Origin of the sequence: Brevundimonas pondensis, assembly GCF_017487345.1 — a bacterium.
Taxonomy (GTDB): Bacteria; Pseudomonadota; Alphaproteobacteria; order Caulobacterales; family Caulobacteraceae; genus Brevundimonas; species Brevundimonas pondensis.
Genome location: NZ_CP062006.1, coordinates 1,794,198 through 1,821,036 on the forward strand (window position 1 = coordinate 1,794,198; position 26,839 = coordinate 1,821,036).

Annotated in this window: 27 protein-coding genes; 16 read left to right on the plus strand and 11 right to left on the minus strand. The window is 67.3% G+C overall.

The genetic code is table 11. The features are described 5' to 3' along the window. Positions 1-105 precede the first annotated feature (105 nt). Positions 106-2,037, plus strand: a complete 1,932-nt coding sequence (locus tag IFE19_RS08880; RefSeq protein WP_207821522.1) for a peptidylprolyl isomerase — start codon at positions 106-108, stop codon at positions 2,035-2,037. Continuing rightward, complete coding sequence (trpE, locus tag IFE19_RS08885) at positions 2,034-3,575, plus strand: anthranilate synthase component I (protein ID WP_207821523.1); 1,542 nt, start codon at positions 2,034-2,036, stop codon at positions 3,573-3,575. Before IFE19_RS08880 ends, trpE begins: the two co-directional genes overlap by 4 nt. On the opposite strand, the gene IFE19_RS08890 is transcribed toward trpE, so the two are convergent. Continuing rightward, positions 3,572-3,760, minus strand: a complete 189-nt coding sequence (locus IFE19_RS08890; RefSeq protein ID WP_207821525.1) for a hypothetical protein — start codon at positions 3,758-3,760, stop codon at positions 3,572-3,574. The genes trpE and IFE19_RS08890 overlap by 4 nt on opposite strands. Positions 3,761-3,869: 109 nt before the next feature. On the opposite strand from IFE19_RS08890, the gene IFE19_RS08895 reads away from it, so the two are divergent. The 3 genes from IFE19_RS08895 to trpC are packed head-to-tail and all read left to right on the plus strand — an operon-like array spanning position 3,870 to position 6,293. Continuing rightward, positions 3,870-4,460 (plus strand): anthranilate synthase component II, encoded by a 591-nt coding sequence (locus IFE19_RS08895; protein ID WP_207821527.1) that lies wholly within the window; start codon positions 3,870-3,872, stop codon positions 4,458-4,460. Positions 4,461-4,464: 4 nt separating this feature from the next. Next, entirely contained in the window at positions 4,465-5,499 is a 1,035-nt protein-coding gene (gene trpD / locus IFE19_RS08900) for an anthranilate phosphoribosyltransferase (RefSeq protein ID WP_207821528.1), read from the plus strand. Then, the gene (gene trpC, locus IFE19_RS08905) at positions 5,496-6,293 is read left to right on the plus strand and encodes an indole-3-glycerol phosphate synthase TrpC (RefSeq protein WP_207821530.1); all 798 of its coding nucleotides are present in this window, start codon (positions 5,496-5,498) and stop codon (positions 6,291-6,293) included. Before trpD ends, trpC begins: the two co-directional genes overlap by 4 nt. A gap of 44 nt (positions 6,294-6,337) precedes the next feature. Here trpC and IFE19_RS08910 read toward each other — a convergent pair whose 3' ends face one another. Then, a complete protein-coding gene (locus tag IFE19_RS08910; protein WP_207821532.1) occupies positions 6,338-6,541 on the minus strand; it encodes a hypothetical protein in 204 nt (67 codons plus the stop codon). 294 nt (positions 6,542-6,835) lie between these two features. On the opposite strand from IFE19_RS08910, the gene lexA reads away from it, so the two are divergent. Then, positions 6,836-7,528 carry a transcriptional repressor LexA gene (gene lexA / locus IFE19_RS08915; RefSeq protein WP_207821535.1) on the plus strand — a complete coding sequence of 231 codons (693 nt, stop codon included), beginning with the start codon at positions 6,836-6,838 and terminating at the stop codon, positions 7,526-7,528. Here the strand turns inward: lexA and IFE19_RS08920 are convergent. After that, positions 7,509-9,563, minus strand: a complete 2,055-nt coding sequence (locus tag IFE19_RS08920) for a ComEC/Rec2 family competence protein (protein WP_225910214.1) — start codon at positions 9,561-9,563, stop codon at positions 7,509-7,511. The two genes, lexA and IFE19_RS08920, sit on opposite strands and share 20 nt — an antisense overlap. A 118-nt stretch (positions 9,564-9,681) precedes the next feature. On the opposite strand from IFE19_RS08920, the gene gltX reads away from it, so the two are divergent. Then, positions 9,682-11,097, plus strand: a complete 1,416-nt coding sequence (gene gltX, locus IFE19_RS08925; RefSeq protein WP_207821536.1) for a glutamate--tRNA ligase — start codon at positions 9,682-9,684, stop codon at positions 11,095-11,097. Between the two features lie 65 nt (positions 11,098-11,162). After that, complete coding sequence (gene gltA / locus IFE19_RS08930; RefSeq protein ID WP_207821538.1) at positions 11,163-12,464, plus strand: citrate synthase; 1,302 nt, start codon at positions 11,163-11,165, stop codon at positions 12,462-12,464. A 145-nt stretch (positions 12,465-12,609) separates the two neighbouring features. On the opposite strand, the gene IFE19_RS08935 is transcribed toward gltA, so the two are convergent. Next, positions 12,610-12,960, minus strand: coding sequence for a RusA family crossover junction endodeoxyribonuclease (locus tag IFE19_RS08935; RefSeq protein WP_225910215.1), 351 nt, complete (start codon positions 12,958-12,960; stop codon positions 12,610-12,612). Between the two features lie 102 nt (positions 12,961-13,062). On the opposite strand from IFE19_RS08935, the gene fumC reads away from it, so the two are divergent. Next, entirely contained in the window at positions 13,063-14,454 is a 1,392-nt protein-coding gene (gene fumC, locus IFE19_RS08940) for a class II fumarate hydratase (protein ID WP_207821542.1), read from the plus strand. Positions 14,455-14,518: 64 nt separating this feature from the next. On the opposite strand, the gene IFE19_RS08945 is transcribed toward fumC, so the two are convergent. Together IFE19_RS08945 and IFE19_RS08950 are read right to left on the minus strand one after the other, a co-directional pair. After that, a complete protein-coding gene (locus IFE19_RS08945) occupies positions 14,519-14,911 on the minus strand; it encodes a YccF domain-containing protein (protein WP_207821545.1) in 393 nt (130 codons plus the stop codon). A gap of 96 nt (positions 14,912-15,007) precedes the next feature. After that, positions 15,008-15,241 carry a DUF2171 domain-containing protein gene (locus IFE19_RS08950; protein WP_207821547.1) on the minus strand — a complete coding sequence of 78 codons (234 nt, stop codon included), beginning with the start codon at positions 15,239-15,241 and terminating at the stop codon, positions 15,008-15,010. Between the two features lie 131 nt (positions 15,242-15,372). Here IFE19_RS08950 and IFE19_RS08955 point away from each other — a divergent pair, with 131 nt between their 5' ends. Then, complete coding sequence (locus IFE19_RS08955; RefSeq protein ID WP_207821549.1) at positions 15,373-15,558, plus strand: DUF4169 family protein; 186 nt, start codon at positions 15,373-15,375, stop codon at positions 15,556-15,558. Here IFE19_RS08955 and IFE19_RS08960 read toward each other — a convergent pair. After that, positions 15,555-16,451, minus strand: coding sequence for a DMT family transporter (locus IFE19_RS08960; RefSeq protein ID WP_207821551.1), 897 nt, complete (start codon positions 16,449-16,451; stop codon positions 15,555-15,557). The two genes, IFE19_RS08955 and IFE19_RS08960, sit on opposite strands and share 4 nt — an antisense overlap. 166 nt (positions 16,452-16,617) lie before the next feature. Here IFE19_RS08960 and IFE19_RS08965 point away from each other — a divergent pair, with 166 nt between their 5' ends. Genes IFE19_RS08965 through IFE19_RS08975 form a run of 3 tightly spaced genes read left to right on the plus strand, consistent with a single transcriptional unit; the run spans position 16,618 to position 17,986 of the window. Then, complete coding sequence (locus tag IFE19_RS08965; protein WP_207821553.1) at positions 16,618-17,028, plus strand: YbaY family lipoprotein; 411 nt, start codon at positions 16,618-16,620, stop codon at positions 17,026-17,028. A gap of 3 nt (positions 17,029-17,031) precedes the next feature. Next, a complete protein-coding gene (locus IFE19_RS08970) occupies positions 17,032-17,277 on the plus strand; it encodes a ribbon-helix-helix domain-containing protein (RefSeq protein WP_207821554.1) in 246 nt (81 codons plus the stop codon). After that, entirely contained in the window at positions 17,264-17,986 is a 723-nt protein-coding gene (locus IFE19_RS08975) for an SIMPL domain-containing protein (RefSeq protein ID WP_207821556.1), read from the plus strand. Before IFE19_RS08970 ends, IFE19_RS08975 begins: the two co-directional genes overlap by 14 nt. Here the strand turns inward: IFE19_RS08975 and IFE19_RS08980 are convergent. After that, entirely contained in the window at positions 17,967-18,338 is a 372-nt protein-coding gene (locus IFE19_RS08980) for a DUF488 domain-containing protein (RefSeq protein ID WP_207821558.1), read from the minus strand. The two genes, IFE19_RS08975 and IFE19_RS08980, sit on opposite strands and share 20 nt — an antisense overlap. Before the next feature lies 1 nt (position 18,339). Beyond that, a complete protein-coding gene (locus tag IFE19_RS08985; protein WP_225910216.1) occupies positions 18,340-18,651 on the minus strand; it encodes a flagellar basal body-associated FliL family protein in 312 nt (103 codons plus the stop codon). A 148-nt stretch (positions 18,652-18,799) separates the two neighbouring features. Between IFE19_RS08985 and IFE19_RS08990 the strand changes: the two genes are divergently transcribed. Next, positions 18,800-21,136 (plus strand): ATP-dependent helicase, encoded by a 2,337-nt coding sequence (locus IFE19_RS08990; protein WP_207821560.1) that lies wholly within the window; start codon positions 18,800-18,802, stop codon positions 21,134-21,136. Here IFE19_RS08990 and IFE19_RS08995 read toward each other — a convergent pair. Next, positions 21,133-22,290 (minus strand): low temperature requirement protein A, encoded by a 1,158-nt coding sequence (locus IFE19_RS08995; RefSeq protein ID WP_207821562.1) that lies wholly within the window; start codon positions 22,288-22,290, stop codon positions 21,133-21,135. The two genes, IFE19_RS08990 and IFE19_RS08995, sit on opposite strands and share 4 nt — an antisense overlap. Before the next feature lie 67 nt (positions 22,291-22,357). Between IFE19_RS08995 and IFE19_RS09000 the strand changes: the two genes are divergently transcribed. Next, a complete protein-coding gene (locus IFE19_RS09000; protein ID WP_207821564.1) occupies positions 22,358-23,677 on the plus strand; it encodes an O-antigen ligase family protein in 1,320 nt (439 codons plus the stop codon). Beyond that, positions 23,643-25,727, plus strand: a complete 2,085-nt coding sequence (gene parE, locus IFE19_RS09005; RefSeq protein ID WP_207821567.1) for a DNA topoisomerase IV subunit B — start codon at positions 23,643-23,645, stop codon at positions 25,725-25,727. Before IFE19_RS09000 ends, parE begins: the two co-directional genes overlap by 35 nt. Positions 25,728-25,742: 15 nt before the next feature. Here parE and IFE19_RS09010 read toward each other — a convergent pair whose 3' ends face one another. After that, a complete protein-coding gene (locus tag IFE19_RS09010) occupies positions 25,743-26,813 on the minus strand; it encodes an Mrp/NBP35 family ATP-binding protein (protein ID WP_207821569.1) in 1,071 nt (356 codons plus the stop codon). Positions 26,814-26,839 lie beyond the last annotated feature (26 nt).

Here is a 26,839-nt window from a genome sequence, read left to right on the forward strand (position 1 = left end):
GAAGCCAAGATGTTGGGGCGCGTCCGCTTGCGGCGCCCTAGGGACTGCCCCTATACGCGACGGTGGCGCCCCTTTGACGCCGGCCCTCGTCAGGTTTCTGTCTCGATGATCACGCTGTTCCGCAACTTCGCCAAATCGAAATGGGCTGCGGGCCTGTTCGCCCTGCTGATCCTCAGCTTCCTGATCGTGGGCGGCTCTCAGACCGATGTCTTCGCCAGCTTCGGTCCCAAACATGTCATTGACGCTGGCGACCGCAGCATCGGCGCCCAGCAGTTCCGCGGCGATTTCGAGCGCGTGCGCAACAACCTGCAAGAGCAGGCCGGACGTCCCGTCTCCTTTGAGGATATGGTCAAGGAGAACATCCACACCCAGTACCTGGAAAGCCAGACGCAACGTCTGGGCTTCCTGGCCTGGGCCTGGAACGCCGGCATCCGCCCCGGCAAGGAACTGGTGCTGAAGGAAATCCGCCAGATTCCGGCCTTCTTCAATCAGGTCAGCGGCCAGTTCGATCAGGACCGTTATGAGCAGGCGCTCGCCGCTCAGGGCCTGACCTCGGAAATGCTGGAGCAGGACCTTCGCGACCAATACGTCGCCAGCCAGTTCGGCGCAGGCGTCTTCGCGGGCGCCCGTGTGCCCCGCATCTACGGCGCCTTGCTGGCCGGTCAGGCGCTGGAGACGCGTGACGGCCGCTGGTTTACGGTAACCCAGGCGATGGCTGGTTCAGCGCCGGCCCCGACTGACGCCCAGCTGACCGCCTTCATCAACGAAAACGCTGCTCAACTGCGTCGCCCCGAATTCCGCATGATCTCGCTGGTCCTGTTCTCGCCTGGCCCGAACAGCCAACCCGCCCCGATCACCGAAGAACGCATCCGCGAGCGCTTCGAGTTCCGCAAGGCCGCGCTGACCAATCCGGAAAAGCGCACCTTCGTCACCCTGACCGTGCCGAACAAGGCAGCCGCAGACCGCATCGCCGCGGATCTGCGTGCTGGCAAAGCCCCGGCTGAAGTCGCCTCGGCCAACGGGATCGAAGTCAGCAACTACGCCGATACTCCGCAAAGCGCCCTGGGCGACCCCGCTGTCGGCGCCGCCGTCTTCGCCTTGCCCGCCAACCAGGTTTCCAACCCGATCCAGGGTCGCGTCGGCTTCACGGTCGCCAAGCTCACCGGTATCACCGCCGGCGCCCCCGCCACCCTGGAAAGCGTCCGCGGCGCCCTGGTTCAAGAACTGCGCGCCGAAGACGTGAAGGCTGCGACCTACGCCAAGGTTGAGCAGTATGAGAAGGCCCGTCAGGAGGGCAAGAACCTCGCTGACGCCGCCCAGGCCGTCGGCGCGCGCATGATCCAGCTGCCGCCGGTCACCGCCGAGGGACGCCTGCCCGACGGTCAGCCGATGAACGCCCCGCGTCAGATCTTCGAGTCCGCCTACGCCCTGGCCAAGGGTGGCGAAAGCGATCTGATCGATGCCGGCGAAGGCCAGTATTTTGCAGTTCGCGTGGACGATATCCGTCCCGCCGCCCTGCCGACGCTGGCTGAAGTTCGCGCGCCCCTGGCCCAGCAATGGACCCTGCGCGAAAACGCCCGCCGCCTGTCGGCGAAAGCCGAAGAACTGGCCGGTCGTGTTCGCGGCGGCGAGGACATCGCCAAGGTCGCCGCCTCGGTGAACGCAACCCTCGTGGCCCGCACCGGCGTGCAGCAAAGCCGGGACGTACAAGCCCAGTTGGGTGAGGGCGTCCTGCGCGGGCTGTTCGGACAAGGCAAGGGTCAGGTCTTTGCCGATCAGGGTCAGGCTGGCTATGTCGTCGGCCGCGTCGATGCCATCCACGGCGCCGTGCCGGCTCTGGCCGCCCCGCTGGTCGAGCAGGTCCGTCCGCGCCTGACCCAGGAACTGGCCAACGCCATGGTCGAGCAAAGCTTCAACGCCGCCGCCGCGCGGGTGAAGGCCAAGAACGATCCCGCCGCCGCCATCGCCGCCCTGGGCATCGAAGCTCCGGCAACAGCTCCGGCGGCGCCGGCCGCCCCTGCGCCCGCCAAGAAATGAGTGCAGGCCTCGGACAGGAAGCTGAACGCGCTGCGTTTGTCTCGGGCCTGAAATCAGGCCGCCCCCAGGTCGTCGTGCGTCGCTTGATCGACGACCTGGAGACGCCCGTCTCGGCCTTCCTCAAGGTCGGTCACGGTCGGCCCTACGCCAGCCTGCTGGAATCGGTCGAAGGCGGCGCTGTGAACGGCCGCTACTCGATCGTCACCCTGGCCCCCGACGTGGTCTGGCGCTGCCGTGACGGTCAGGCCGAGATGGCGCGGGGCGAGGCCGTCCTGGCCGACCGCTTCACGGCCGAGGACCGACCCGCGCTGGAATCGCTTCGCGCCCTGATCGCCGCCACCCGGTTCGACCTCCCCGACGACCTGCCCCCCATGGCCGCCGGCCTGTTCGGCGTCTTCGGCTACGACATGGTGCGTCTGCTGGAGCCGCTGGGCCCGGCGAACCCCGACCCGCTGAACCTGCCCGACGCCGTCATGGCGCGCCCGTCGCTGGTGGCCATCTTCGATTCCGTGAAGCACGAGATCGTCCTGATCGCCGCCGCCTATCCCGACAGCGGTGCTGATCCCGACACGGCCTTCAACGCCGCCATCGCCCGCCTCGAGGATTTCGAGGACCGCCTGCGCGGCCCGCTGCCGATCCAGCGCGAGGCCGAACCGGTCCCCGCCCCCGATTTCCGCTCGCCGGTCGACGCCGCCGGGTTCGACGCCATGGTGGCCAGGGCCAAGGACTACATCGCCGCCGGCGACATCTTCCAGGTCGTCCTGGCCCACCGCTTCTCGGCGCCGTGGAGCCAGGACCCCTTCGCCTTCTATCGCTCGCTGCGTCGCGGCAACCCGTCGCCCTATCTCTTCTTCCTCGATTACGTGGACTTCCAACTGGCTGGGTCCAGCCCGGAAATCCTTGTCCGGTTGAAGGACGGCCGCGTCACCATCCGCCCCCTGGCCGGCACCCGCCCGCGCGGCGCCACGCCGGAACTGGACAAGGCGCTGGAGGCCGAGCTTCTGGCCGATCCCAAGGAACGCGCCGAACACCTGATGCTGCTCGATCTGGGCCGCAACGACGTGGGCCGCGTCTCATCGCCCGGCTCGGTCGAGGTGACGGAGAGCTTCGTCGTCGAGCGCTACAGCCAGGTCATGCACATCGTGTCGAACGTGCACGGCGCCGCTGATCCGAAACTTGATGCGGTGGACACGCTGCTGGCCGCCCTGCCCGCCGGCACCCTGTCCGGCGCGCCCAAGGTGCGGGCCATGGAGATCATCGACGAGCTGGAGACCGAGAAACGCGGCGTCGGCTATGGCGGCGGCGTGGGCTATATCTCGGCCAATGGCGAAGCGGACATCTGCATCGTCCTGCGGACCGCCATGTTCGCTAAAGACAAGATCTTCGTTCAGGCCGGCGCCGGCGTCGTCGCCGACAGCGATCCCGCCGCCGAGTACGCCGAAACCCTGGCCAAGGCCCGCGCCCCGATGAAGGCGGCCGAGGATGCGTGGCGATTCACCGCGACCACTCGCGGCCAGGGCGCCGACGGCAAGATCTAAGGATTGGAAACCGTGGAACCCTGGTCGAACGACACGCCGGGGCCCACGACCATGGTCCCCGCCAGCATCACCGCCGCCGTCGCGGCGAAGGCCGCCGCCGCCAGCAGGCGCAGCGGCTTGGGTTGCTCTGTGGCCGGCTCATTGAGCAGGGCCTGGGCGTCGCGGATGGCTTCTAAGCGGGTCAAGACGGATTTCTTCCGATGGCGATGCTCCTGTATCGCGCGGACAGCTTAACGTCCGCTTTCCTCCCGCCTTCGCTTGGCGCGTCGTCCCTCCCGTCCTAAGAACCCTGCCATGATCCTCGTCGTCGATAACTACGACAGCTTTACCTACAACCTCGTCCACTACCTCGCGGAGCTGGGCGCCCAGACGCACGTCGTCCGCAACGACGACCTGACGGTGGAGGAAGCCTGGGCCCTGAAGCCCGAGGCCGTCCTGCTATCGCCCGGTCCCTGTGCGCCCGATCAGGCTGGCATCTGCCTGCCCATCCTGAAGACAGCGCCGCTGGACATGCCCATCTTCGGCGTCTGCCTGGGCCATCAGGCCATCGGACAGGCCTTCGGTGGTGAGGTGATCCGCGCCAAGACCCTGATGCACGGCAAGACCTCGCCGATCGAGCATGAGGGTCACAGCCTGTTCAAGGGTTTGCCGTCGCCCTTCACGGCCACCCGCTATCACTCTCTGGCTGTGTGTCGCGAAACCCTTCCAGATGAGCTGGAAGTCACCGCCTGGACCGCCGACGGCGAGATCATGGGTCTGGCCCACCGCACACGGCCGATCCATGGCGTCCAGTTCCACCCGGAATCCATCGCCACCGAGCACGGCCACGAGATGATCGCCAACTTCCTCGATCTGGCGGGCGTCAAACGGCTGGCGACGGTCTGAGGCCATGGACGGTTTCAAGCCTCTGCTGGGCAAGCTGGTCGACGGACGCGTCCTGACCCCGGATGAAGCCCACGCCTTCTTCTCCGCCTGCCTGCGCGGCGAACCGACCCCGTCACAGGTCGCCGCCGCCGTCACCGCTCTGCGCATCCGCGGCGAGACGGTGGACGAGATCGTCGCCTTCGCCACCGCCATGCGCGACGCCGCCCTGTCGCTGGATCACCCCTTCGGCGAGGTGATCGACACCTGCGGCACCGGCGGCGACGGCCAGCACACCTATAACGTCTCGACGGCCGCCGCCTTCGTCCTGGCGGGCGCGGGGCTCAAGGTCGCCAAGCACGGCAACCGCGCCATCAGCTCCAAGTCCGGCTCGTCCGACGTCCTGGCGGCGCTGGGCGTCAACCTGGACGCCACCATCCCGCAACAGGCCCGCGCCCTGGATCAGGCCGGCATCGCCTTCTTGTTCGCCCCCACCTATCACGGGGCCATGCGTCACGTCGGGCCGGTGCGCGCCGAGATCGGTTTCCGCACGGTTTTCAATCTTCTGGGGCCACTTTGTAATCCGGCCCATGCGACGCGACAGGTCATGGGCGTCTATGATCCCGCCCTGCTGGAGCCTTTGGCCGAGGTCCTGGGCCGTCTTGGCGCGCGTCGCGCCTGGACCGTCCACGGTCAGGGCCTGGACGAGCTGACCACCACAGGCCAGACCGAGGTGGCGGAATGGAAGGACGGCGCCGTCCGCCGCTTCACCGTCACCCCCGCCGACGCCGGACTGCCGCTGGCGACGCTGGACGATCTGCGTGGCGGCGACGCCGAGCATAATGCGGCGGCGCTGAAGGCCCTGCTGGCGGGCGAGCGCGGTCCCTATCGCGACATCGTCGTACTGAACGCCGCCGCCGCCCTGGTCGTGGCCGACCGCGCCGCCGACCTGCGCGAAGGCGCCGAACTGGCCGCCGCCGTCATCGACGACGGGCGGGCAGCCGCCGCGCTGGAAACCCTGGTGCGCGTCACCAACACCCCCATCGATCCCGAGGCCGCATGACCGACGTTCTGGCGAAGATCGCCGCCTACAAGCGCGAAGACGTGGCCGCCCGCAAGGCCGCGACCTCACAATCCTCCATCGAGGCCCTCGCCGCCCAGGCCTCGGCCCCGCGCGGTTTCCGCGCCGCCCTGGAACGCGTCTCTGAGGACACCGGCCGCCCCGCCCTGATCGCCGAGATCAAGAAGGCCAGTCCGTCCAAGGGCTTGATCCGCGCCGACTTCGACCCGCCCGCCCTCGCAAAAGCCTATGAGTGCGGCGGCGCCACCTGCCTGTCGGTCCTGACCGACGGCCCCAGCTTCCAGGGCGATGACGCCTTCCTGGCCGCCGCCCGCGACGCCGTCGTCCTGCCCTGCCTGCGCAAGGACTTCCTGGTCGATCCCTGGCAGGTTGCCGAGAGCCGCGCCCTGGGCGCCGACTGCATCCTGATCATCCTGGCCATGGTGGACGACGCCCTGGCCGCCGACCTGCTGGCCGAGGCCGAGCGCTTCGACATGGACGCTCTGATCGAGACCCACGACGAGGCCGAGATGGCCCGCGCCTGCAAACTGGGCGGCGATCTGGTCGGCATCAACAACCGCTCCTTACGCACCTTCGAGGTCGACCTCGACGCCACCGAGCGCCTGTCCATGCTCAGCCCCGTCAAGGCCCTGCTGGTCGCCGAAAGCGGCATCTTCACCCCCGACGACGTCCAGCGCGTCGCCGACGCCCACGCCCAGGCCATCCTCGTCGGCGAAAGCCTGATGCGTCAGGAGGATGTTGAGGCGGCGACCAAAGCCCTGCTGTCGTTGAGCTAGTTTCTTGGAACGAGCCGCGCAGGTCTGGTGGAGGGCCGTTCGTGTCAAAACCCGATGACTTCGCTTTTACCACTGGGCTTGTTGGCGGAGAGACGATTCAATTCGCCGACGGGCGCTCGCCTGGGAAAATCGGTGCTGGTATTGCACTCAGCGAGGAAGCCTTTGACCTCGTTGAGCCCCATCTCCGCGCCGTAGCGCCAGATTGGACCGCGGGGCATCGATACGGCACGTTCGAACTGAATGCCCACGCCCGTGCACGCTTGGCCAAGCGCCTACGGAGCGAGGCTGACGTTCTCCCTGACGCAACATCTAGAGATGCATTGTTCAGGGCGTTGGCCGACTGGTTGGAAGAACGCACTGATGAAGACAGGCCGGTCAGCATCCTTGGAATCTAACGTCCGCTGCCCTCACGCTTATGAAAATCCTGCTGCCATTGGGGTTTGAGCGACAACGCCGGTCGAGCGCAGCCGAGTTGACATTCAGCAAGAACACTTACAGAACATCCTCAACGGTTCACGCCTTGTTCTGGAAGCCTTGCGCCCATGCTCACCAAGAAGCAGCACGAACTCCTGATGTTCATTCACGAGCGGATTCAGGAAACGGGCGTCTCGCCCTCCTTCGACGAGATGAAGGAGGCGCTGGATCTGGCGTCCAAGTCGGGCATCCACCGCCTGATCACGGCGCTGGAGGAACGCGGCTTCATCCGCCGTCTGGCCCACCGCGCCCGCGCGCTGGAAGTAACCAAGCTGCCTGAACAGGCCACGGCGGGCGCGCCGCGCGGCCACGCGGGCTTCAAGCCCGGCGTGATCGAGGGCGGCGGTCGTCCCAAGGCGGCCGAACCGGCCAACGACACGCGTGAACTGTCCATGATGGGCAAGATCGCAGCGGGCACGCCTATCGACGCCATCGAGCATGAGACCGCCCGCTATCCGGTGCCGGAGACCATGTTGGGCGCGGGCGAACACTATCTGCTCGAGATCGAGGGCGACTCGATGATCGAGGCCGGCATCCTCAACGGCGACATGGTCATCATCAAATCGACCGCCGACGCCTCGTCCGGCGAGATCGTCGTGGCCCTGGTCGAGGGCGAACAGGCCACCCTAAAGCGCCTGCGTAAAAAGGGAGCCTCCATCGCCCTGGAGCCCGCCAACCGCAATTACGAGACCAAGATCTACGGCTCGGACCAGGTCGCGGTTCAGGGCAAGCTGGTCGGCCTCATCCGCCGCTATCACTGAAGTCGGGGTCGGCCTGCCGCGTCCAGGGCCTCTGCCCCCTGACGTCCGCCGCCCACACGGCCTTCCATCCCGCGCCGACACGCCAAAGTTCGACCGAGCCGCCGCGCCCATAGTCCACGCCGTCCAGCACCAGCCGCCCTGCGCATGACGCGGGCAAGGACGGCAATTCAGCGCGGCTGCTGACGACCTCCGCCGAACGGCACAGGGCTTCCAACTGTTCCACCGACGGCGCCTTCTTGCCCCACCACAGCGCCACCGGCCCGGCCTCGCTGGTTTCCGGCGCGCAGAACGACCGCTTGCAGGTCCAGCCCTCCTTCGGCCTCGGCGTCAGTTCCAGTCCCCGCCGCCGCGACCACAGGTCCGCCGCGAACTGCCGCACGCCGGGCCGCACCACAACCGCCGCCTCGGCCTGACGCCAGGCTGCATTGGTCCCGCCATCCCCGATCCATAGATCGGGCGCCGCCGGACGCGGCCAGACTAGCACCGCCGCCGCCAGCGGCAGACCCAGCCAGCGCAGCCGTCCCCGCCACAGGCAGATGAAAACGATGCCGAGAAAAGCGACCGGCAGGGCCGCCGCTGGCGCGCTGGCGATGGCCTGCACCGCGCCCGGCAGGCCCGCCGTCCAGTGGCCGATGGCCAGCATCAGCTCAACGCCCTTGCCCGCCAGCCACAGGAAGGGCGCGCCCAGCCCCAGCGGCTCCAACGCCGCGCCCAACGCCAGGGCCGGCATCAGGATGAAGTCCGCGATCGGCGCCGTGCCCAGGTTGGCGATCAGGCCATAGACCGCGGTGCGGTTGAAATGCTGCATGGCGAACGGCGCCGTCGCCATGCCGGCCACCAGACTGGCCGTACAGGCGACCAGCAGCCAGCTTCCCAGCCGCTGCGTCGCCACGATGGGCCAGGGTGCGGAAATCTCCTTGATCCGGCGCGGCCAGACCTCGACCAAGGCCACCAGAGCGGCCGTCGCTGCGAACGACATCTGGAACCCCGGCGTGACGATGGCCTCGGGCTGCAGCAACAGCACCGCAAAGGCCGCCACCGCCAGGGCGTGCATGGTCACCGCCTGCCGGTCCAGCAGGATGGCGACAAAGGCGATGGAGGCGGTGATCGCCGCCCGCTCGGCCGGTGGCGGCGCGCCCGACACCACCAGATAGGTCCCCACCGCGATCAGACCCGCGACCGCCGCCACCTTCTTGCCCGACACCCGCAACGCCAGCCACGGCCAGACCGCGACGCCCAACCGCACCGCAAAGAAGACAAAGCCCCCGACAATGGCCATGTGCAGGCCCGAGATCGACAGGATGTGCGCCAGCCCGGAATCGCGCATGGCGTCCAGATCCTCGCGCCCGATCCAGGTCTCGTGCCCTGTGGTCATGGCGGCGGCGATCCCGCCAGTCCGCTCGCCCAACCGCGCCACGATCCGCTGCGCCAGGGCATAGCGGGCAGCATTGATCTTCATCGCCATCCGCACCCGCCACGGCGGTTCGGGCAGGACTGTCGGCCGCGTCTGGCCCAAGGCGAACAAGGTCCCGCCCATGCCCTGGAAGAAGGCGTTGCGACCGAAGTCATAGGCCCCCGGACTGGCTGGCGACGGCGGCGGGTTCAGAATGCCATAGAGCCGCACCGCCGTCCCCGGCGCCGGCGGCTCGCCTCGCACGGTGGCCCGCAACCGCACCGGCGTCGCCTCGGCCGCCAGTCCTCTGATCCGCACCGGCGCCACGACGATTCGTGCGCCGCGCTCGCCGGGACTATCGACATCCATGACCCAGGCCTCGACCACGGTGGGTTCGGCCAAGGCCGGCGCGATCGGCCCGCTGACCGCCTCGGTCCGCAGCTTGGCGACCGCCGCCCCGCCGCACAGGCAGGCCAGCATCAGCAGCATCAAGGTCCAGCGCCGCGCCAGCCCGTATCGCCGCCCCGCCAGCCACGCTGCGCCGGTCAACACCGCCGCTAGCATCAGCGGCCACCCCGCCGGTTCGGTCGTCAGGGTGAAATAGATCGCACAGCCACCGCCGAAGAAGACCGGCGCCCACAAACGCCAGCGGTCCGTCTGATCTGCGGCCTCGGCGCGCAGGGCCTCAAGAACCCTTACGGCAAGGCTTCGCTTTGGCGCGCGCGGGCGTATAAGGGCCTCCGCAACGGACCCTTCCTGAATGACCTCCCCCTCCTCGACTGTCGTCACCCGCTTCGCCCCCTCGCCCACAGGCTACCTGCATATCGGCGGGGCGAGAACCGCGTTATTCAACTGGCTGTACGCCAAGAGCCGGGGCGGCAAGTTCCTGATCCGTGTCGAGGACACCGACCGCGAGCGTTCGACCGACGACGCCGTGAAGGCCATCTTCGACGGCCTGTCCTGGCTGGAGCTGTTCGGCGACGAAGAGCCCGTCTTCCAGTTCGCCCGCGCCGACCGCCACCGCGAAGTCGCCGAGCAACTGCTGGCCTCGGGCCACGCCTACCGCGACTTCCTGACCGCCGACGAAACCAACGCCCTGCGCGATCAGGCCAAGGCCGAGGGCCGCGACTTTGTCTCGCCCTGGCGCAACCGCGAACCGACCGTCGACGACCTGGCCAAGCCCTCCACCATCCGCTTCCGTCGCCCGCTGGATCAGGCCGTGGTCGTCGATGACGCGGTGCAGGGCAGCGTGCGTTGGGAATCTTCGTCGCTGGACGATCTGGTCATCGTCCGCTCGGACGGAGCCCCGACCTACAACCTCGCCGTGGTGGTGGACGACCACGACATGGGCGTGACCCACGTCATTCGCGGCGACGACCACCTGAACAACGCCGCCCGCCAGAGCCTGATCTACGACGCCTTGGGCTGGACCCGCCCGACCTTCGCCCACATCCCGCTGATCCACGGCCCCGACGGCGCCAAGCTGTCCAAGCGCCACGGCGCGCAAGCGGTGCATGAATACGCCGAGATGGGCTATCTGCCCGAGGCCATGCGCAACTATCTGGCGCGCCTGGGTTGGGCCCACGGCGACCACGAACTGTTCAGCGACGAACAGGCGATCGAATGGTTCGACCTGTCGGGCATCGGCAAGGCCCCGGCTCGTCTCGACTTCGACAAGCTGGCCCACGTCAACGCCCACTGGATCAGGCTGGCCGAGGACGATCGCCTGGCCAAGCTGACGCTGGACGCCCATCTTGCCGCCGGGCGCGCCCTGCAGCCCGACGACGAAGCCCGCCTGTTGCGCGCCATGCCCTTCGTCAAGGATCGCGCAAAGACCATCCTCGAACTGGCCGCTCAAACCGACTTCGTGCTGAAGGCCCGCCCGCTCGTCCTAGACGAGAAAACCCACGGTTTGCTGAGCGGCGAAGGCGGTGAAAGAATTTCACGACTCCGTGAACGACTCGGTCTTTTCCAGAGCTGGGACGTTTTCGCCCTCGAAGCTGAGCTTAAGGCGTTCGCCGAAGAAGAAGGCGTAGGCTTCGGAAAAATAGGGCCTTCCATGCGCGGCGTTCTGACCGGCGGATCGGTGTCGCCCGATATTGCGAGAATTCTTGCCGCCCTGGGACGCGACGAAGGTCTGGGGCGCTTGGATGATGCGCTGCAACAGACTAAGTGAACACCCATAACCATGCAGGCTGGACGCCTCCCCGCGCCCGGCCCGAAGAAAAATAAGGGGCCTAGATGACTGAACAAGCGAAACCCGCCGGCACGGCGACCTTCACCTACGGCGACAAGAACGTCGAACTTCCTGTCCTCGCGGGCTCCACCGGACCGGACGTCATCGACATCCGCAAGCTGTACGGCGCGACCGGCGCCTTCACCTTCGACCCCGGCTTCACCTCGACGGCGGCCTGCGAAAGCGCCCTGACCTTCATCGACGGCGACGAAGGCGTTCTGCTGCACCGCGGCTATCCGATCGACCAGTTGGCCTCGAAGTCCAACTTCCTCGAAGTCTGCCACCTGCTGCTGCACGGCGAACTGCCGACCGCCGCCCAATACGAGAAGTTCGAAGAGAACATCACGCGGCACACCATGCTGCACGCCCAGTTCGATCGTTTCTTCGAAGGCTTCCGCCGCGACGCCCACCCCATGTCGATCATGGTCGGCACCGTCGGCGCCCTGTCGGCCTTCTATCACGACAGCCTGGACATCCATGATCCGGTGCAGCGCGACATCTCGGCCATCCGCCTGATCGCGAAGATGCCGACCATCGCCGCCCGCGCCTACAAGTACCACATCGGTCAGCCCTTCATCTCGCCGCGCAACGATCTGTCGTACGCCGAGAACTTCCTGCGCATGTGCTTCGCCGTCCCGGCCGAGGACTATCACGTCGATCCGGCCCTGGTTCGCGCCATGGACCGCATCTTCACCCTGCACGCCGACCACGAGCAGAACGCCTCGACCTCGACCGTTCGACTGGCCGGTTCGTCGGGCGCCAACCCCTTCGCCTGTATCGCCGCCGGCATCGCCTGCCTGTGGGGCCCGTCGCACGGCGGCGCCAACGAAGAAGCGCTGAACATGCTCAAGGAAATCGGTACGCCGGACCGTATTCCTGAGTTCATTCAAGGCGTTAAGGACCGCAAGTACAAGCTGATGGGCTTCGGCCACCGCGTGTACAAGAACTACGATCCGCGCGCCAAGGTCATGCAACAGTCGGCCTACGAAGTGCTGGCCGCCACGGGCCGCGAGAACGATCCGCTGTTCCAGGTCGCCAAGGAACTGGAGCGCGTCGCCCTGTCGGACGAGTACTTCACCTCGCGCAAGCTGTTCCCGAACGTCGACTTCTATTCGGGCATCACCCTGTCGGCGATGGGCTTCCCGACCACCATGTTCACCGTCCTGTTCGCCCTGGCCCGCACGGTGGGCTGGATCTCGCAGTGGCAGGAAATGATGGCCGATCCCTCGCAGAAGATCGGTCGCCCGCGCCAACTCTACACCGGCCCGACGCAACGCGACTACGTGCCGATCGAACAGCGCGGCTGATCAGGTCGCGTCGGGTCGAGGAGACTTCGTCTCCTGACCGCGGCCCATCAAGAATGGCCGTGTCGGGTCGAGAAGGCTGCGCCTTCTGACCACGGCGAAGCAAGAATGAGAGACGCCGGGGTTTCGCCCCGGCGTTTTTCTTTGCCTACGTCCTCGGAAACACCCGGATGGTGATCCGCTCACGTTCGCCCTCATGGCGCTCGACCAGCAGACGGGCGACCTGGCTGTCATCATGGAACAGATAGCCCTTGATGGCGTCCAAAAGGGCCTTGGCCAGGTTGTCGAGGTCCATCCACGGGGCGTCGCCAACGTGCTCCATAACGATTTCGACGACGTAGTCGCCCCAGGCCGGGCGCGCGCTCCATTCCTTGCGGAAGAACTCATAGGCCAGCGGCTTGTAGTATTTGGCCTGAGTGGTCAGGCCGTCGATGGTAATCTCGACCACGTCGCCGACCTCGCGTCCGCGCACCTTTCCCGTGCCGATCCAGCCTTCCACGCGCACCTCATCCCTTAGCCAATGGTCGGGCCGCCTTGCCCCGCCGTGTCCGCGTGCTACACCGCCCGGCATCTTCCCGCCACGTCTGAGAACGAGCCTGCGATGAGCAACGTCCGCATTGAAACCGACACCTTCGGCCCCATCGAGGTCGCCGCTGACCGTTACTGGGGCGCGCAGGCGCAGCGCTCGCTCGGCAACTTCAAGATCGGCTGGGAAAAGATGCCCCTGCCGGTCGTCCGCGCCCTGGGCATCGTCAAGCGCGCCGCCGCCGAGACCAACCGTGACCTGGGCAAGCTGGACCCCAAGCTGGCCGAGGCCATCATCGCCGCCGCCAATGAGGTGATCGAGGGCAAGCTGAACGACCACTTCCCTCTGGTGGTCTGGCAAACGGGTTCGGGCACCCAGTCGAACATGAACGCCAACGAGGTGATCTCGAACCGCGCCATCGAGATGCTGGGCGGCGAGATGGGCTCCAAGAAGCCGGTCCACCCCAACGACCACGTCAACATGAGCCAGTCGTCAAACGACACCTATCCGACGGCCATGCACGTCGCCTGCGCCGAGCAGGTGGTGTCGGACCTGCTGCCCGCCCTGAAGCACCTGCACGCCGCCCTCGACGCCAAGTCCAAGGCCTGGGCCCATATCATCAAGATCGGCCGCACCCACACCCAGGACGCCACGCCGCTGACGCTCGGTCAGGAGTTCGGCGGCTACGCCCAGCAGGTCGAGAACGGCATCAAGCGCATCGAGCAGACCCTGCCGGCCCTGATGGAACTGGCCCAGGGCGGCACCGCCGTCGGCACCGGCCTGAACGCCCCGATCGGCTTCGCTGAAAAGGTCGCCGAGAACATCGCCGCCATCACCGGCCTGGCCTTCACCACGGCCCCGAACAAGTTCGAGGCCCTGGCCGCCCACGACGCCATGGTCTTCAGCCACGGCGCCATCAACACGGTCGCCGCCTCGCTGTTCAAGATCGCCAACGACATCCGCTTCCTGGGCTCCGGCCCGCGCTCGGGTCTGGGCGAACTGGCCCTGCCGGAAAACGAGCCTGGCTCGTCGATCATGCCGGGCAAGGTCAACCCGACCCAGTGCGAAGCCCTGACCCAGGTCTGCGTCCAGGTGTTCGGCAACAACGCCGCACTTACGTTCGCCGGCTCGCAAGGCCACTTCGAGCTGAACGTCTACAACCCGGTCATGGCCTACAACTTCCTGCAGTCGGTCCGCCTGGTTGCCGACGCCGCCATCAGCTTCACCGACAACTGCATCGTCGGCATCGAAGCCCGCGAGGACAACATCGAGCGCGGCCTGAACAACTCGCTGATGCTGGTCACCGCCCTGAACGGCCGCCTCGGCTATGACACCTGCGCCAAGATCGCCAAGACCGCCCACAAGAACGGCACGACCCTGCGCCAGGAAACCGTCGGCGGCGGTTACCTGACCGACGCCGAGTTCGACGAATACGTCCGCCCCGAGAAGATGATCTCGCCGGGCTAATCGGCTCTAGCAGACTGAAACAAGGACGGCGGCGAGAGCAATCTCGCCGCCGTTACTGTTTGGCCTAACGGTTGCGGATCGTCCGTCCCACCGGCGCCAGCGACAGCTTGGCCAGTTCGACGTTCTTCAGCGCGAACGGGATGCCGATGATCGAGACGAACTGCGGCACGGCGATCAGGATATGGGCCAGGGCGATGTACCAGCCGGCCAGCACCAGCCAGATCACGTTCAGCCCGACGCCCAGGCAGCCCACGCCCAGATCGGCAGGGTTGGGATCACGCCAGACGATCTCTCGCCCGAACGGCCAGAAGGAATAGCTGGCGATCCGCCAGGCCGAAAACGCCCACGGCAGCCCGACCACCGTCAGCGCCAGCAACAGCCCGCCGAACAGCCAGGCCAGCCCCGAGGCGAAGCCGCCGAGGAAGAACCACAGCAGGTTCAGGATCAGTCGGATCAAGGTCGTCTCTCCATGCGCGAAACTGCGCGACGTACCTGATATGGCGAAAGGCCCCGCCTGTGACAGCGGGGCCCCGGTGAATTCGCGGTAAGGCGGCTAGTGCTTTTCCATCCAGCGCGCCTTGGCTTCATCCCTGGTCATAGTCAGGTGAACGTGTTCATCGACATGATCGACCCAACTGACCGGAATCATGTGGTGCTTCAGACCTGACCCCATGTCGAACTTCGCCAGTTCGATCTGATCGCCCATCACATGGTCCACCCGACCAACGTGCCCGCCGTCCGAACCGACGACTTCGAGATGTTCCTTGATCATCGCGGCGTTTATCATGACCCTCTCCATGGCTGTTTGAGGTGATGGTGAAACGGCTCCCGCCGCCAACGGGTCCATCACGATTGCCGCTGAAAGGAGTTCACGATGTCGCCAACCCACCCATTCGCGCCCCAGTCTGGTCGCGCCTGATGGGCGAGGTCGTCAATCTGAACAAGGCGAGGAAGGCCCGCGACAAGGCCGAGGCCCGACGCGTCGCCGACGCCAATCGCCTGACCTTCGGCCGCACCAGGGCCGAGCGTCTGACGACGCAGAAGGAGCGTGACCGCGACGCCGCCCGCCTGGACGGTCACAAGCTGGATGAGCCGGAGGCCTAGGCCGCCGACCGTTTCGGCGCGCGGATCAGGAACAGCTGCCCCGCCAGCACCAGGGCCAAGCCAGCAAAGGCGATCACGCCGAACCGCGCGCCCTCGAACATCACCGACACCAGCATGGCGATGGGCGGGGTCAGGGCGGAGATATAGCTGGCCAGCGCATAACCCCGCGCCCGGGCGATGGTGAAGTAGAGGCCAAAGGCGATCACCGAGCCGAACAGCGACAGATACAGCAGCGAGATCACATAGGCCGGGCTCCACGCCACGGACCACGACACGCCGGTGATCAGGCCATAAACGGCCAGCGCCCCCGTGCCATAGGCCATGGCCCAGGCCGTGCCCGGCAGGACCTGAGCGCCCGCCTCCTGCCCCTTCCAGGCGAACCAGTTGCCGAAAGCCGAGGCCACGACCGCGATCACGGCGAAGGTCACGCCCTCGACCGCGTGCAGGCCCAGTCCGGCCCCCATGACCTCGCCGCCCGACAGGACCGCCACCCCGATCACCCCCATGCCCGCGCCCATCCAGGCCGCCGGCGTCGCCTTCTGCTTCGAGGCCACGCGGAACAGGATCAGGTTGAGGAAGGCCAGGGCCGCAAAGATCACCGCCACCACGGCCGAGGCGATCTTCTCCTCGGACGCATAGACGAAGGCGTAGCTGATCGCGAAGGAGAACAGTCCCTGCCCCATGGCCATCACATGTTGCGGCCGGGTCATGGCCAGCTTCCCGCCGGTCGCCTTGACCACCAGGGCCAGCACCGCCGCCGCGATGGCGAAGCGCATCACCACCGACACCACCGGATCGACCGCGCCCAGCTGGAAGGTGATGGCGTACCAGGTCGTGCCCCAGATCAGGGCGCAGACGCCGATCCCGCCCAGAGCCAGGGCGGCCGGAGACATGAGAGGCTTCACAGACTGGGTCACAGGCGGGGCCTCAAGACGACTCAACGGAAACGAAAACGGAACCTCCGTTAGCACCGGATCGCGACCGCCGCGCCTCACGTCTTGCAGCCTTATGTGACGCTCGCGCGTTCTGCTAAGCTATCCCCCACACAGGACCCCCGCCATGCGCTTCCTTCCGCTGATCGCCCCGCTCGCCCTAGTGGTCGCCGCCTGTTCCAGCATGCCCGGCGACGAGGCCACCTCGACCCAGGTCGATGTCACCGCCTCCTATCGCGAGCGCATCATGCTGACGCCGGGGCACGTGCTGACGGTCAAGGTCGAGGACGTCAGCCTGATGGACGCCCCTGCGCGCGTTCTGGCGCAAACCACGCAACCGCTGGACGGTCGCGGTCCGCCCTACGCCGTCGTCCTGTCGGTGCCGAACGCGCAGATCGACCCGCGCCACACCTATGCCGTCCGCGCCGAAATCCGCGACCCGGCCGGTGCCCTGCGCTTCACCACCGACACCCGCCATTCGATCCTGACCAACGGCGCGCCCAATACGGCGAACATCATGATGATCGGCGTTCGCTAAGCCGTGAGCAGCCTCGCAAAGCGTTCCGTCCTCCTGTCCGGCCACGCGACCTCGGTTGCGCTGGAGCCGGAGTTCTGGGCCGTGCTGGACGCCATCGGGGCTGAACTGAACCTCGGCCGCGCCGCCCTGTTGATCCGTATCGACGCCTGGCGCGGCCGTCGCCCCCTCGCCTCGGCCTGCCGCGTTTTGGCCCTGCAGTGGGCCGGCGGCGACCGAAGCTTCGCCGGAGAAGACGATGATGACCTCTGACAACCGCCTGATCCCCGCCGCCGTCATCGGCGGTCTTCTGGCCGTCGGCCTGATCGGCGCCGGCGCCCTGATTGGTCAAGGCGTGGTCAACGCCCGCGCCGGCGACCGCTCCGTCACCGTGCGCGGTCTAGCGGAAAAGGACGTGAAGGCCGATCTGGCGGTTCTGCCGATCCGCTTCACCGCCTCGGGCGAGGTCCTGTCCGAGGTTCAGGCCCGCATCGACGGCGATCTGGCCATCGTGCGCCAGTTCCTCAAGGCCCAGGGCTATCCCGACAGCTCGGTTGATCTGGGCCAGCTCGGCGTCGCCGACACCCGCTCGCGCGAATACGCCAGCCAGACCGGCGGCCCGCGCTTCATCCTGACCCAGACGGTGATCGTGCGGACCAATGACGTTGACCGGGTTCAAACCACCACCCGCAACCTGAACGATCTGGTGCGTCAGGGCGTGGTGCTGCAGGACTTCCAGGGGCCATCCTACATCTTCACCAGGCTGAACGACGTCCGCCCCGCCATGATCGCCGAGGCCACCGCCGCCGCCCGCACCGGCGCGGTCCAGTTCGCCAAGGACTCCGGCGCGCCGCTGGGCCCGATCAAGTCGGCGGGTCAGGGCTCCTTCGAAATCCTGCCCCGCGACGGCTTCGGCGACGAAGCGACCTCGCTGAACAAGAAGGTCCGCGTCGTCACCACCATCAGCTATCGGCTGAAATAGCCTCGGCCATATAGTCCGCCAGCACCACCGCGTCGTTGTGCGCCTGATCCCGCGCGCCATAGACCAGCGTGGTCCTGCCCTTGCGGATCACATCCCTTAGCTGCCCCACCGCCTCGCCATTGGCGTCCAGTTCCGCGCGATAGCGCTGCTGGAACTCTTCCCACAGTTCGGGATCATGGCCGAACCATTGGCGCAGGGCCGTGGTGGGGGCGATCTCCTTCAGCCACAGGTCGATCGCCGCCTTCTCCTTGCTGACGCCACGCGGCCACAGGCGATCGACCAGCACACGCTGCCCATCGTCTGGCGAGGCGGCTTCGTAGGCGCGCTTCAGGATGACCGGACCATTGACCACATCAACCCTGCGGTTCGGGGCTGCTCGGCGCTGTCACGGTGGGCGGCTCGGCCGGACGCGGCACGTCCGGCAGACGCGGCGCTTCCGGCAGCTTGGGCGCCGGCACATTGATGTCCAGGTTGACCTCTGGCGCTTCCGGGGCGGCGGGCGGGTTTCCGCCCGAATAGAGGAACCAGCCGATGACGGCGACAGCCACGACCAGCCCCCCCAGAATGAAGGCCAGAAGCCCGCCGCCACCCTTGCGCTCAGCGCTCGTATTGATCGTCGTCTGATGCACGACACGTTCGGGCGGCGGGATATTGGGGTCCGTCATTCACAGGCTCCTCATCGCTTCGCTAAGGTTGAGAGAACGGAGGTCAGGCTTGGCGGTTCCCGCAGGCCAATTTCCAACGGGGCCTGACTTTGGCCGCTGTGCTGCTTATGTTCTCCTCCGAATCCGCCCTGCGTGAGCCGCTTATCCTGTGACCGACCTGCCTTCCCCCCGCATTTCCGACCTCGCGCGCGGCCAGTCGCCGCAAGGCGCGGCCGACTACCTGTCCGGCCTCAACCCCGAACAGAAGCTTGCGGTCGAGACGACCGAGGGGCCGGTTCTGGTTCTGGCCGGCGCCGGCACCGGCAAGACCCGCGTCCTGACCACCCGTCTGGCCCATATCCTTGCGACGGGTCGCGCCAAGCCCTGGGAACTGCTGGTCGTCACCTTCACCAACAAGGCCGCGCGCGAGATGCGCGAGCGCATCGGCCATCTGATCGGCCCCTCGGCCGAGGGCCTGCGCTGGCTCGGCACCTTCCACTCGGTCGCAGCCCAGATCCTGCGCCGCCATGCGGAACTGGTCGGGCTGAAGTCCAGCTTCACCATCCTCGACACCGACGATCAGGAGCGGCTGCTGAAGCAGCTGTTGGAAGCGGCCAATATCGACACCAAGAAGCACACGCCCAAGTCGCTCGCCCACATGATCGACCACTGGAAGAACCGCGGCTGGACGCCCGAGAAGCTGCCGCCGGGCGAGGACTTCGCCAACGGCAAGGGTCACGCTCTCTACGCCGTCTATCAGAAACGGCTGGCCACGTTGAACGCCTGCGATTTCGGCGATCTGTTGCTGCACAACCTCACCATCCTGTCGCAGCACGCTGATCTGGCTGAGGAATACCGCCGCCGCTTCCGCTACATCCTGGTGGACGAGTATCAGGACACCAATGTCGCCCAGTATCTATGGCTGCGGCTGCTGACCTCCTCGACCGGCAATGTCTGCTGCGTCGGCGACGACGATCAGTCGATCTACGGCTGGCGCGGGGCCGAGGTGGACAACATCCTGCGTTTCGAGCGCGACTTCCCGGGCGCCAGGATCGTCAAGCTGGAGCGCAACTACCGCTCGACCAAGCACATCCTCGGCGCCGCCTCGGCCCTGATCGCCACCAATCAGGACCGTCTGGGCAAGACCCTGTGGACCGAGGACGACAGCGGCGACAAGGTGCGCGTGCGCGGCGTCTGGGACGGCGAGGCCGAGGCCCGCCTGATCGCCGACGAGATCGAGACCGCCCGCAAGCAGGGCATAAAGTACAAGGACATGGCCGTCCTGGTCCGCGCCTCCTTCCAGATGCGGGCGTTTGAAGAACGCTTCGTCATGCTGGCCGTCCCCTATCAGGTCATCGGCGGCCCCCGCTTCTTCGAGCGCGCCGAGATCCGCGACGCCCACGCCTATCTGCGCCTGATCCAGTCCGAGGACGACGACCTGGCCTTCGAGCGCATCGTCAACGTGCCCAAGCGCGGCATCGGCGACACCAGCGTCCAGAAGATCCTGCATATCGCCCGCGAAAACGGCGTCTCGGCCATGCAGGCGGTGCGCCACCTGCTGACGACGGACGAGCTTCAGGCCCGCACCCGCACGCCCCTGGCCAACTTCGTCCGCGATCTCGACCGTTGGCGCGATCTGGCCAACATGGGCACGCCCCACTGGCAGGTGACAGAGACCCTTCTGGACGAGAGCGGCTACACGGATATGCAGAAGGCCGACCGCACCAGCGGCCAGACGCGCCTCGACAACCTCAAGGAACTGACCCAGGCCATGCAGGCGTTCGAGACCCTGCAAGGCTATCTGGAACACGTCTCCCTGGTCATGGACCTGGATCGGGCCGCCCCCGAGTCCGAGAGCGGTGCGGTGCAGATCATGACCCTGCACGGCGCCAAGGGGCTGGAGTTCCCCCTGGTCTTCCTGCCCGGCTGGGAGGAAGGCGTCTTCCCCAGCCAGCGCAGCATCGACGAAAAGGGCATGAAGGGCCTGGAGGAAGAACGCCGCCTCGCCTACGTCGGCGTCACCCGCGCCAAGCAGGACGCGCGTATCAGCTTCGCCGCCAACCGTCTGGTCTATGGCCGCTGGACCTCGCAACTGCCCAGCCGCTTCGTTGACGAACTGCCTCTGGCCCACGTCGATCCGCAGTCGGACACCGGCTACTACAACGGCGGCGGCGCGCCCGGCATGCAGCAACCCAAGAGCCGCTGGGACGACAGCCCCTCGTTCGGCGGCGGCTATTCCAGCCCCAGCTGGAAACGCGCCCAGAGCTTCACCTCAAGCGCCCCCACGCGCCCGGCTTCAACGCCCGCCCGCAAGGCCATCATCGAGGGCCAAAGCCGTCCTGTAGCGCCCAAGTCCAGCAGCGATTGGTCACGCGGCGACCGCGTCTTCCACCAGAAGTTCGGCTATGGCGCCGTGCGCGCCGTCGAGGGCAACAAGCTGATCGTCGCCTTCGACAAGGCGGGCGAGAAAAAGGTCATAGACACCTTCGTCGAGAAGACCTCCTAGGCCTTCTTTCTCCTGCCTGCGATCGACTCCCAGATAGCCGTCAGCACCAGGATGGCCGACGAGGTCATGGTGAGAGCCAGCGGCGACAGGCCCTGTCCGAACAGCAGGGTCGCGCCCATCGCCGCCACCCCGACCACGCGCGGCCAGGCCACCTTGCCCCAGATGCTGTAGATCGACAGGGCCGTTCCTAGAAGGAACAGCATCGGTCCGCCGATCAGAACCGCCGTGGTCGCCGCCCCGGCTACGCCAAGCGGATGCGCCAGGGCCAGTTCGTCGCCCACCGCCGTCACCACGATCCCCGCCACCACGATGATCGGGCAATAGGTATAGGTGCGCCGGGCGATGGCGCCGGGGTCTGCGGCGTGGCTGATGGTCTCCGATCCCGCCTCATGGGCCTCGCTGAAGAAGAGCCACCACATGGTGATGGTGGTGACCAGGGCCGATACGAAGACCGTCACCACCGTTGGCGTCCACGACAGCTCGCCAAAGGTCGCCCCGGTGATGATGATCGACTCGCCCAGGCAGATGATCACGAACAGGCCGACCCGCTCAGCCAGATGCGCGCCTTCGACGTCCCAGTCCATGGTGCTGGATCGCCCCAGCCCCGGCACGAAGAAGGCCAGGGCCGGCCCTGTGAACTCCAGAGCCAGGGCGATCAGCCAGATCACCAGCCGCGTCTGCCCTTCGGCCAGCCCCCCGCTGATCCACAAGGCCGCGCCCAACAGCGCCCAGGCCGATATCCGCTGGAAATTCGCCTTCTGCGACGGTGACCCGCGCACGGCCCACAAGGTGAACAGGCTGCGGCCCACCTGAATGGAGGCGAAGGCGCAGGCAAAGACCAGGCCCTTATCGCCAAACGCCTCGGGCAGGGACGTCGACAGGATCAACCCCGCCGCCATCAGGGCGAACAGCATCAACCGCACCGGCCCGCGCTCGGGGTCCAGCCAGTTGGTGATCCAGCTGGTGTCGATCCACACCCACCAGACCGCCGCCAGCAGGATGGCCGCTTCCAGCGCCCCCAGCGGCGTAAGATGCGCCAGCAGCAGGTGGCTGACCTGGGTAATGGCGAAGACGAAGACCAGATCGAAGAACAGTTCGACGAAGCCGACCCTGGCGTGCTCGCCCGGTCGCCGGATACGCATCAGACTGGTCATGCCCCACCCTTCCTTAACCCTGTTCGGCGACCGTGCCGCCGTGCGCGCCATCCGTCCAGAGCCAGAAATGATCCGTCCCGGCCCGCCCCTGTGGGAACAGGTTGCGGCAGGATTCATCCTGTGCATGCTGACCGGTGCCCTGATCGGGCCGGTTCTCGCCCCGGATCAGGGCGAGACGCCACTGCTGCGCCTGTTTTGGCTGCCGGTCTACGCCCTGGTCGCGGGTCTGACGGTGTTGCGCTTCAAAACCGTCATCAAGGCCTGGCCAGCCATCCTCGCCTGGGCCTGCATCGTCGGTCTGGCCTTCGCCTCGAAATACTGGTCGATCGACCCGTCCACGACCAGCCGACGGGTCATCGCCATGGTCATCAGCGGCGCCTTCGCCATGTATCTGGGCTCGACCTTCCACGGCCCGCACCTGCCACGACTTCTGGCGCGTTGCGCCCTGATCATGGGCGTGCTGAGCGTCTTCATGGTCTTCGCCGTGCCGTCGATCGGCGTCCACCACGACATCAACGCCGGCATGTGGCGCGGCATCTGGTACGAGAAGAACCAGATGGGCATCGTCATGGCGGCCGGCGGAACGGCGGCTGCCGCCTGGATGGCGTCCGAAGACCGGCTGCGACCGGTCCCGCTGCTGACCATCCTGGTTTGCATCGGCCTGGTCCTGGCCACGCGTTCCAAGACCTCCCTGCTTTGCGTCATGCTGGGCGTCGGCATGGTGGCGGCGCTTTGGACTCTCAAGCGCGGCGGTCCCGCCCTGGCGGTCGCCGCCGTCTGGATGGGCGTGGTCGGCGGGGCTGTCGGCTGGTGGCTGTGGACTTATGAGTCCGCCGAGATCCTCGCCGCCCTGGGCAAGGACCCCTCGCTGACCGGCCGCACCGGCATCTGGGACGCCCTGTTCACCAAGATCGCCGAACGCCCCTGGACCGGCTACGGCTATAACGCCTTCTGGGGCAAGGAGTCCGAACCCGCGCTCTGGGTCCGCTATCAGACCGGCTGGCTGGTGCCGTCCGCCCATAACGGCTGGATCGACCTGCTGGTCCAACTGGGTTGGCCCGGCGCTGTCCTGGTCGGGACAATCATGGCCGCCTCCTATCTGCTGACCCTGCTGCGTCTTCCTACAGCGGGTCTGCGCGAGGGCTTCTGGGGAATAGCCTACCTGAGCGTCTACATCCTGCTGACCCTGTCCGAGAGCGTGCTGGTCAGCGCCCAGAACATGCCCTGGACCCTGTGCCTGGCCATCCTGGCGCGCGCGGTCTACCCCGAACCGCGCACCGAACGGGCAACGCTTGCGCCCAGCCGTCGTCGAGCCTACCAGACCGGTCCCCGAATCGCCTCAGACTGCACCGATGGCCGACCTCTTCTCTACCCTCGACGACGCTGAACCGACCCGCCCGGAGGCGGCGGCGCCCCCTGCGGCAGCACCGGTCGCCGCACCTGCGCCCGCCGCGCACGAGCCCAAGGTCGAACTGGCCAGCCACGCCAGCACGGCGACGGCCGCCGCCACCGGCTATTCCGCCTCCTCGATCGAGGTGCTGGAGGGGCTGGAGCCCGTCCGCAAGCGCCCCGGCATGTATATCGGCGGCACCGACGAGCGCGCCCTGCACCACCTCTTCGCCGAAGTCCTCGACAACGCGATGGACGAAGCCGTCGCCAAGCACGCCAAGCTGATCACCGTCGATCTGGACGCCGAGGGCTTCCTGTCGGTCCGCGACGACGGCCGCGGCATCCCCGTCGACCCCCACCCCAAGCATCCCGGCAAGTCGGCGCTGGAAGTCGTCATGACCGTGCTGCACTCGGGCGGCAAGTTCTCGGGCAAGGCCTATGAGACCTCGGGCGGCCTGCACGGCGTCGGCGTCTCGGTGGTCAACGCCCTGGCCGAACAGTTGGACGTCACCGTCTGGCGCGACGGCTTCGAATGGCGCCAATCCTTCAGCCGCGGCCACGTCCTCGGCCCTATCCAGCAGGTCGGTCCGTCGAAGAAGAAGGGCACCCTGATCCGCTTCAAGCCGGACGAGCAGATCTTCGGCGTCGGCGCGGCCTTCAAGCCCGCCCGCCTGTTCCGCATGGCCCGCGCCAAGGCCTATCTGTTCCGCGGCGTCGAGATCAAATGGACCTGCGCGGCGGACCGCATCACCGACGCCACGCCCGAACAGGCCCTGCTCCACTTCCCCGGCGGCCTGGCCGACGCCCTGGCCGAACGCGTGGGCGAGCTGGAGACCGTCACCCCCGTCTTCGCCGGCCGCGCCGAGCGCAAGGGCGAGGCGGGCGCGCTGGAATGGGCCGTCACCTGGTCGCCCATCGGCTTCGGCGACGCCGACAGCTTCATCGGCTCCTACTGCAACACCGTCTCGACCCCCGACGGCGGCACGCACGAGGCCGGCTTCCGCGCCGCCCTGGTCAAGGGCCTCAAGGCCTACGGCGAACTGACCAACGAGAAGCGCGCGGCCCAGATCACGGCCGAGGACGTCATCGCCAACGCCGGCGCCCTGATCTCCATCTTCATCCGCAACCCGGAATTCCAGGGCCAGACCAAGGACCGCCTGTCCTCGCCCGAGGGCCAGAAGCTGGCCGAACAGCTGCTGCGCGACCCCTTCGACCACTGGCTGACCGAAAGCCCCAAGCAGGCCAACGCCCTGCTCGGCTTCGTCATCGACCGCGCCGAAGACCGCCTGCGTCGCCGCAAGGACAAGGAAGTCCAGCGCGCCGCCGCCACCCGCAAGCTGCGCCTGCCGGGCAAGCTCTCGGACTGCTCGCGACAAGCCGCCGAGGGCACCGAACTGTTCATCGTCGAGGGCGACTCGGCTGGCGGCTCGGCCAAGCAGGCACGCGATCGCACCACCCAGGCCATCCTGCCCCTGCGCGGCAAGATCCTGAACGTCGCCTCGGCCACCGCCGACAAGCTGCGCGCCAACGTCGAGCTCTCCGATCTGGCGTTGGCCCTCGGTGTCCAACCCGGCAGCCGCTTCAACATCGAAGACCTGCGCTATGAGCGCATCGTCATCATGACCGACGCCGACGTGGACGGCGCCCACATCGCGGCCCTGCTGATCACCTTCTTCTACCGCTCCATGCCCGAAACTATCCGTCAGGGTCGCCTCTTCATGGCCCTGCCGCCGCTTTACCGCATCAGCGCCGGCCCCCTGTCGGAGTACGCCCGCGACGACGCCCACCGCGACGAGCTGCTGGCCACCGTGTTCAAGGGCAAGAAGGTCGAGATCGGACGCTTCAAGGGTCTAGGCGAGATGATGGCCTCCCAGCTGAAGGAGACCACCATGGACCCGAAGAAGCGGACCCTGGCGCGCGTCTCCCTGCCCGACAGCGAAGAAGAGATCGAGGATCTGGTCGAACGCCTGATGGGCCGCAAGGCTGAGGCCCGCTACCAGTTCATCCAGGACAACGCTCGCTTCGCCGTCGCGGATCTGGACGTCTGAGGAAACGCCTCGGCCTTACAGGCCGAGGCTCTCCGCCACCCGAGCCGCCACGGCGGCGAAGCGTTGCGCCACCTCGCCCTCAGGCTCGGCAGAGACCAGCGGATGGCCCGCATCGCCTGCCTGACGCAGGGCAGCGTCCAGTGGAAGGTCGCCGAGGAAGACCACGCCCAGCCGGGCGGATTCGGCTTCGGCCCCGCCTTGTCCGAAGACCGGGCCGCTCATGTTCTCGATCAGCCCCAGCGTCGGCACGTTGACACGCTGGAACAGGGTATGGGCCCGGCGCGCATCGGCCAGCGCCACCTCCTGCGGAGTCGAGACGATGACTGCACCGTCCAGCGGCGTCTTCTGGATCAGGGTCAGTTGAACGTCGCCGGTGCCGGGCGGCAGATCCACCACCAGAATGTCCAGCGGCGCGTCCTCCGTGCCCCAGCGCGTCTGGGTCAGCATCTGGGTGATCGCCTGCGACGCCATCGGCCCGCGCCAGATCATGGCGTCGTCGGCCTTGGTCAGCAGGCCGACCGACATGGCCTTCAACCCGTGGGCGACGTGGGGCACGATGGCCCCGTCCACATAGTCCGGCTGGCCCGACAGCCCCAGCATGGTCGGCAGCGACGGACCATAGACGTCGGCGTCCAGTATCCCGACCGACAGGCCCCGCGCCGCGAGCGCCGCCGCCAGGTTCACCGCCACCGTGGACTTGCCGACGCCGCCCTTGCCGCTGGCCACGGCCAGAACGCGCTTCACATGGGCGGGGCGGTCGGTCGGAACCGGCGCCTTGGCGCGGCCCGGATCAGTCGCGGCCTTGGACAGGCCGGCCGTGCGACGCGGCGCGGCTGCGGGCGCCGTTTCTGCGGTCAGGACGACCGAGACCCGCGCCATGCCCGGCATGGCTTTCAACGCCGCCTCGGCCGCGTCGCGCACCGGGGCGTATATGGCCGTCTCGCCAGCCGGAACCTCCATGACGAAGCCCGCGCGGTCCTCGCCCACCATCAGCCCCTGAACCAGACCGGCGGCGACCAGCCCCTGTCCCGATTTCGGATCGACAATGGCGTCGAGGGCGGCGGTTACGGCGGTGCGGTCGATCAAGGCTCTACTCCTTGGCCCTTGCCGGG

What these genes read in the sequence shown, in the direction of transcription:
- IFE19_RS08880 (WP_207821522.1), top strand. Translation starts at nt 106, where the DNA reads ATGATCACGCTGTTCCGCAACTTCGCCAAATCGAAATGGGCTGCGGGC.
- trpE (WP_207821523.1), top strand. Translation starts at nt 2,034, where the DNA reads ATGAGTGCAGGCCTCGGACAGGAAGCTGAACGCGCTGCGTTTGTCTCG.
- IFE19_RS08895 (WP_207821527.1), top strand. Translation starts at nt 3,870, where the DNA reads ATGATCCTCGTCGTCGATAACTACGACAGCTTTACCTACAACCTCGTC.
- trpD (WP_207821528.1), top strand. Translation starts at nt 4,465, where the DNA reads ATGGACGGTTTCAAGCCTCTGCTGGGCAAGCTGGTCGACGGACGCGTC.
- trpC (WP_207821530.1), top strand. Translation starts at nt 5,496, where the DNA reads ATGACCGACGTTCTGGCGAAGATCGCCGCCTACAAGCGCGAAGACGTG.
- lexA (WP_207821535.1), top strand. Translation starts at nt 6,836, where the DNA reads ATGCTCACCAAGAAGCAGCACGAACTCCTGATGTTCATTCACGAGCGG.
- gltX (WP_207821536.1), top strand. Translation starts at nt 9,682, where the DNA reads ATGACCTCCCCCTCCTCGACTGTCGTCACCCGCTTCGCCCCCTCGCCC.
- gltA (WP_207821538.1), top strand. Translation starts at nt 11,163, where the DNA reads ATGACTGAACAAGCGAAACCCGCCGGCACGGCGACCTTCACCTACGGC.
- fumC (WP_207821542.1), top strand. Translation starts at nt 13,063, where the DNA reads ATGAGCAACGTCCGCATTGAAACCGACACCTTCGGCCCCATCGAGGTC.
- IFE19_RS08950 (WP_207821547.1), bottom strand. Translation starts at nt 15,241, where the DNA reads ATGATAAACGCCGCGATGATCAAGGAACATCTCGAAGTCGTCGGTTCG.
- IFE19_RS08955 (WP_207821549.1), top strand. Translation starts at nt 15,373, where the DNA reads ATGGGCGAGGTCGTCAATCTGAACAAGGCGAGGAAGGCCCGCGACAAG.
- IFE19_RS08960 (WP_207821551.1), bottom strand. Translation starts at nt 16,451, where the DNA reads ATGTCTCCGGCCGCCCTGGCTCTGGGCGGGATCGGCGTCTGCGCCCTG.
- IFE19_RS08965 (WP_207821553.1), top strand. Translation starts at nt 16,618, where the DNA reads ATGCGCTTCCTTCCGCTGATCGCCCCGCTCGCCCTAGTGGTCGCCGCC.
- IFE19_RS08975 (WP_207821556.1), top strand. Translation starts at nt 17,264, where the DNA reads ATGATGACCTCTGACAACCGCCTGATCCCCGCCGCCGTCATCGGCGGT.
- IFE19_RS08985 (WP_225910216.1), bottom strand. Translation starts at nt 18,651, where the DNA reads ATGACGGACCCCAATATCCCGCCGCCCGAACGTGTCGTGCATCAGACG.
- IFE19_RS08995 (WP_207821562.1), bottom strand. Translation starts at nt 22,290, where the DNA reads ATGACCAGTCTGATGCGTATCCGGCGACCGGGCGAGCACGCCAGGGTC.
- IFE19_RS09000 (WP_207821564.1), top strand. Translation starts at nt 22,358, where the DNA reads ATGATCCGTCCCGGCCCGCCCCTGTGGGAACAGGTTGCGGCAGGATTC.
- parE (WP_207821567.1), top strand. Translation starts at nt 23,643, where the DNA reads ATGGCCGACCTCTTCTCTACCCTCGACGACGCTGAACCGACCCGCCCG.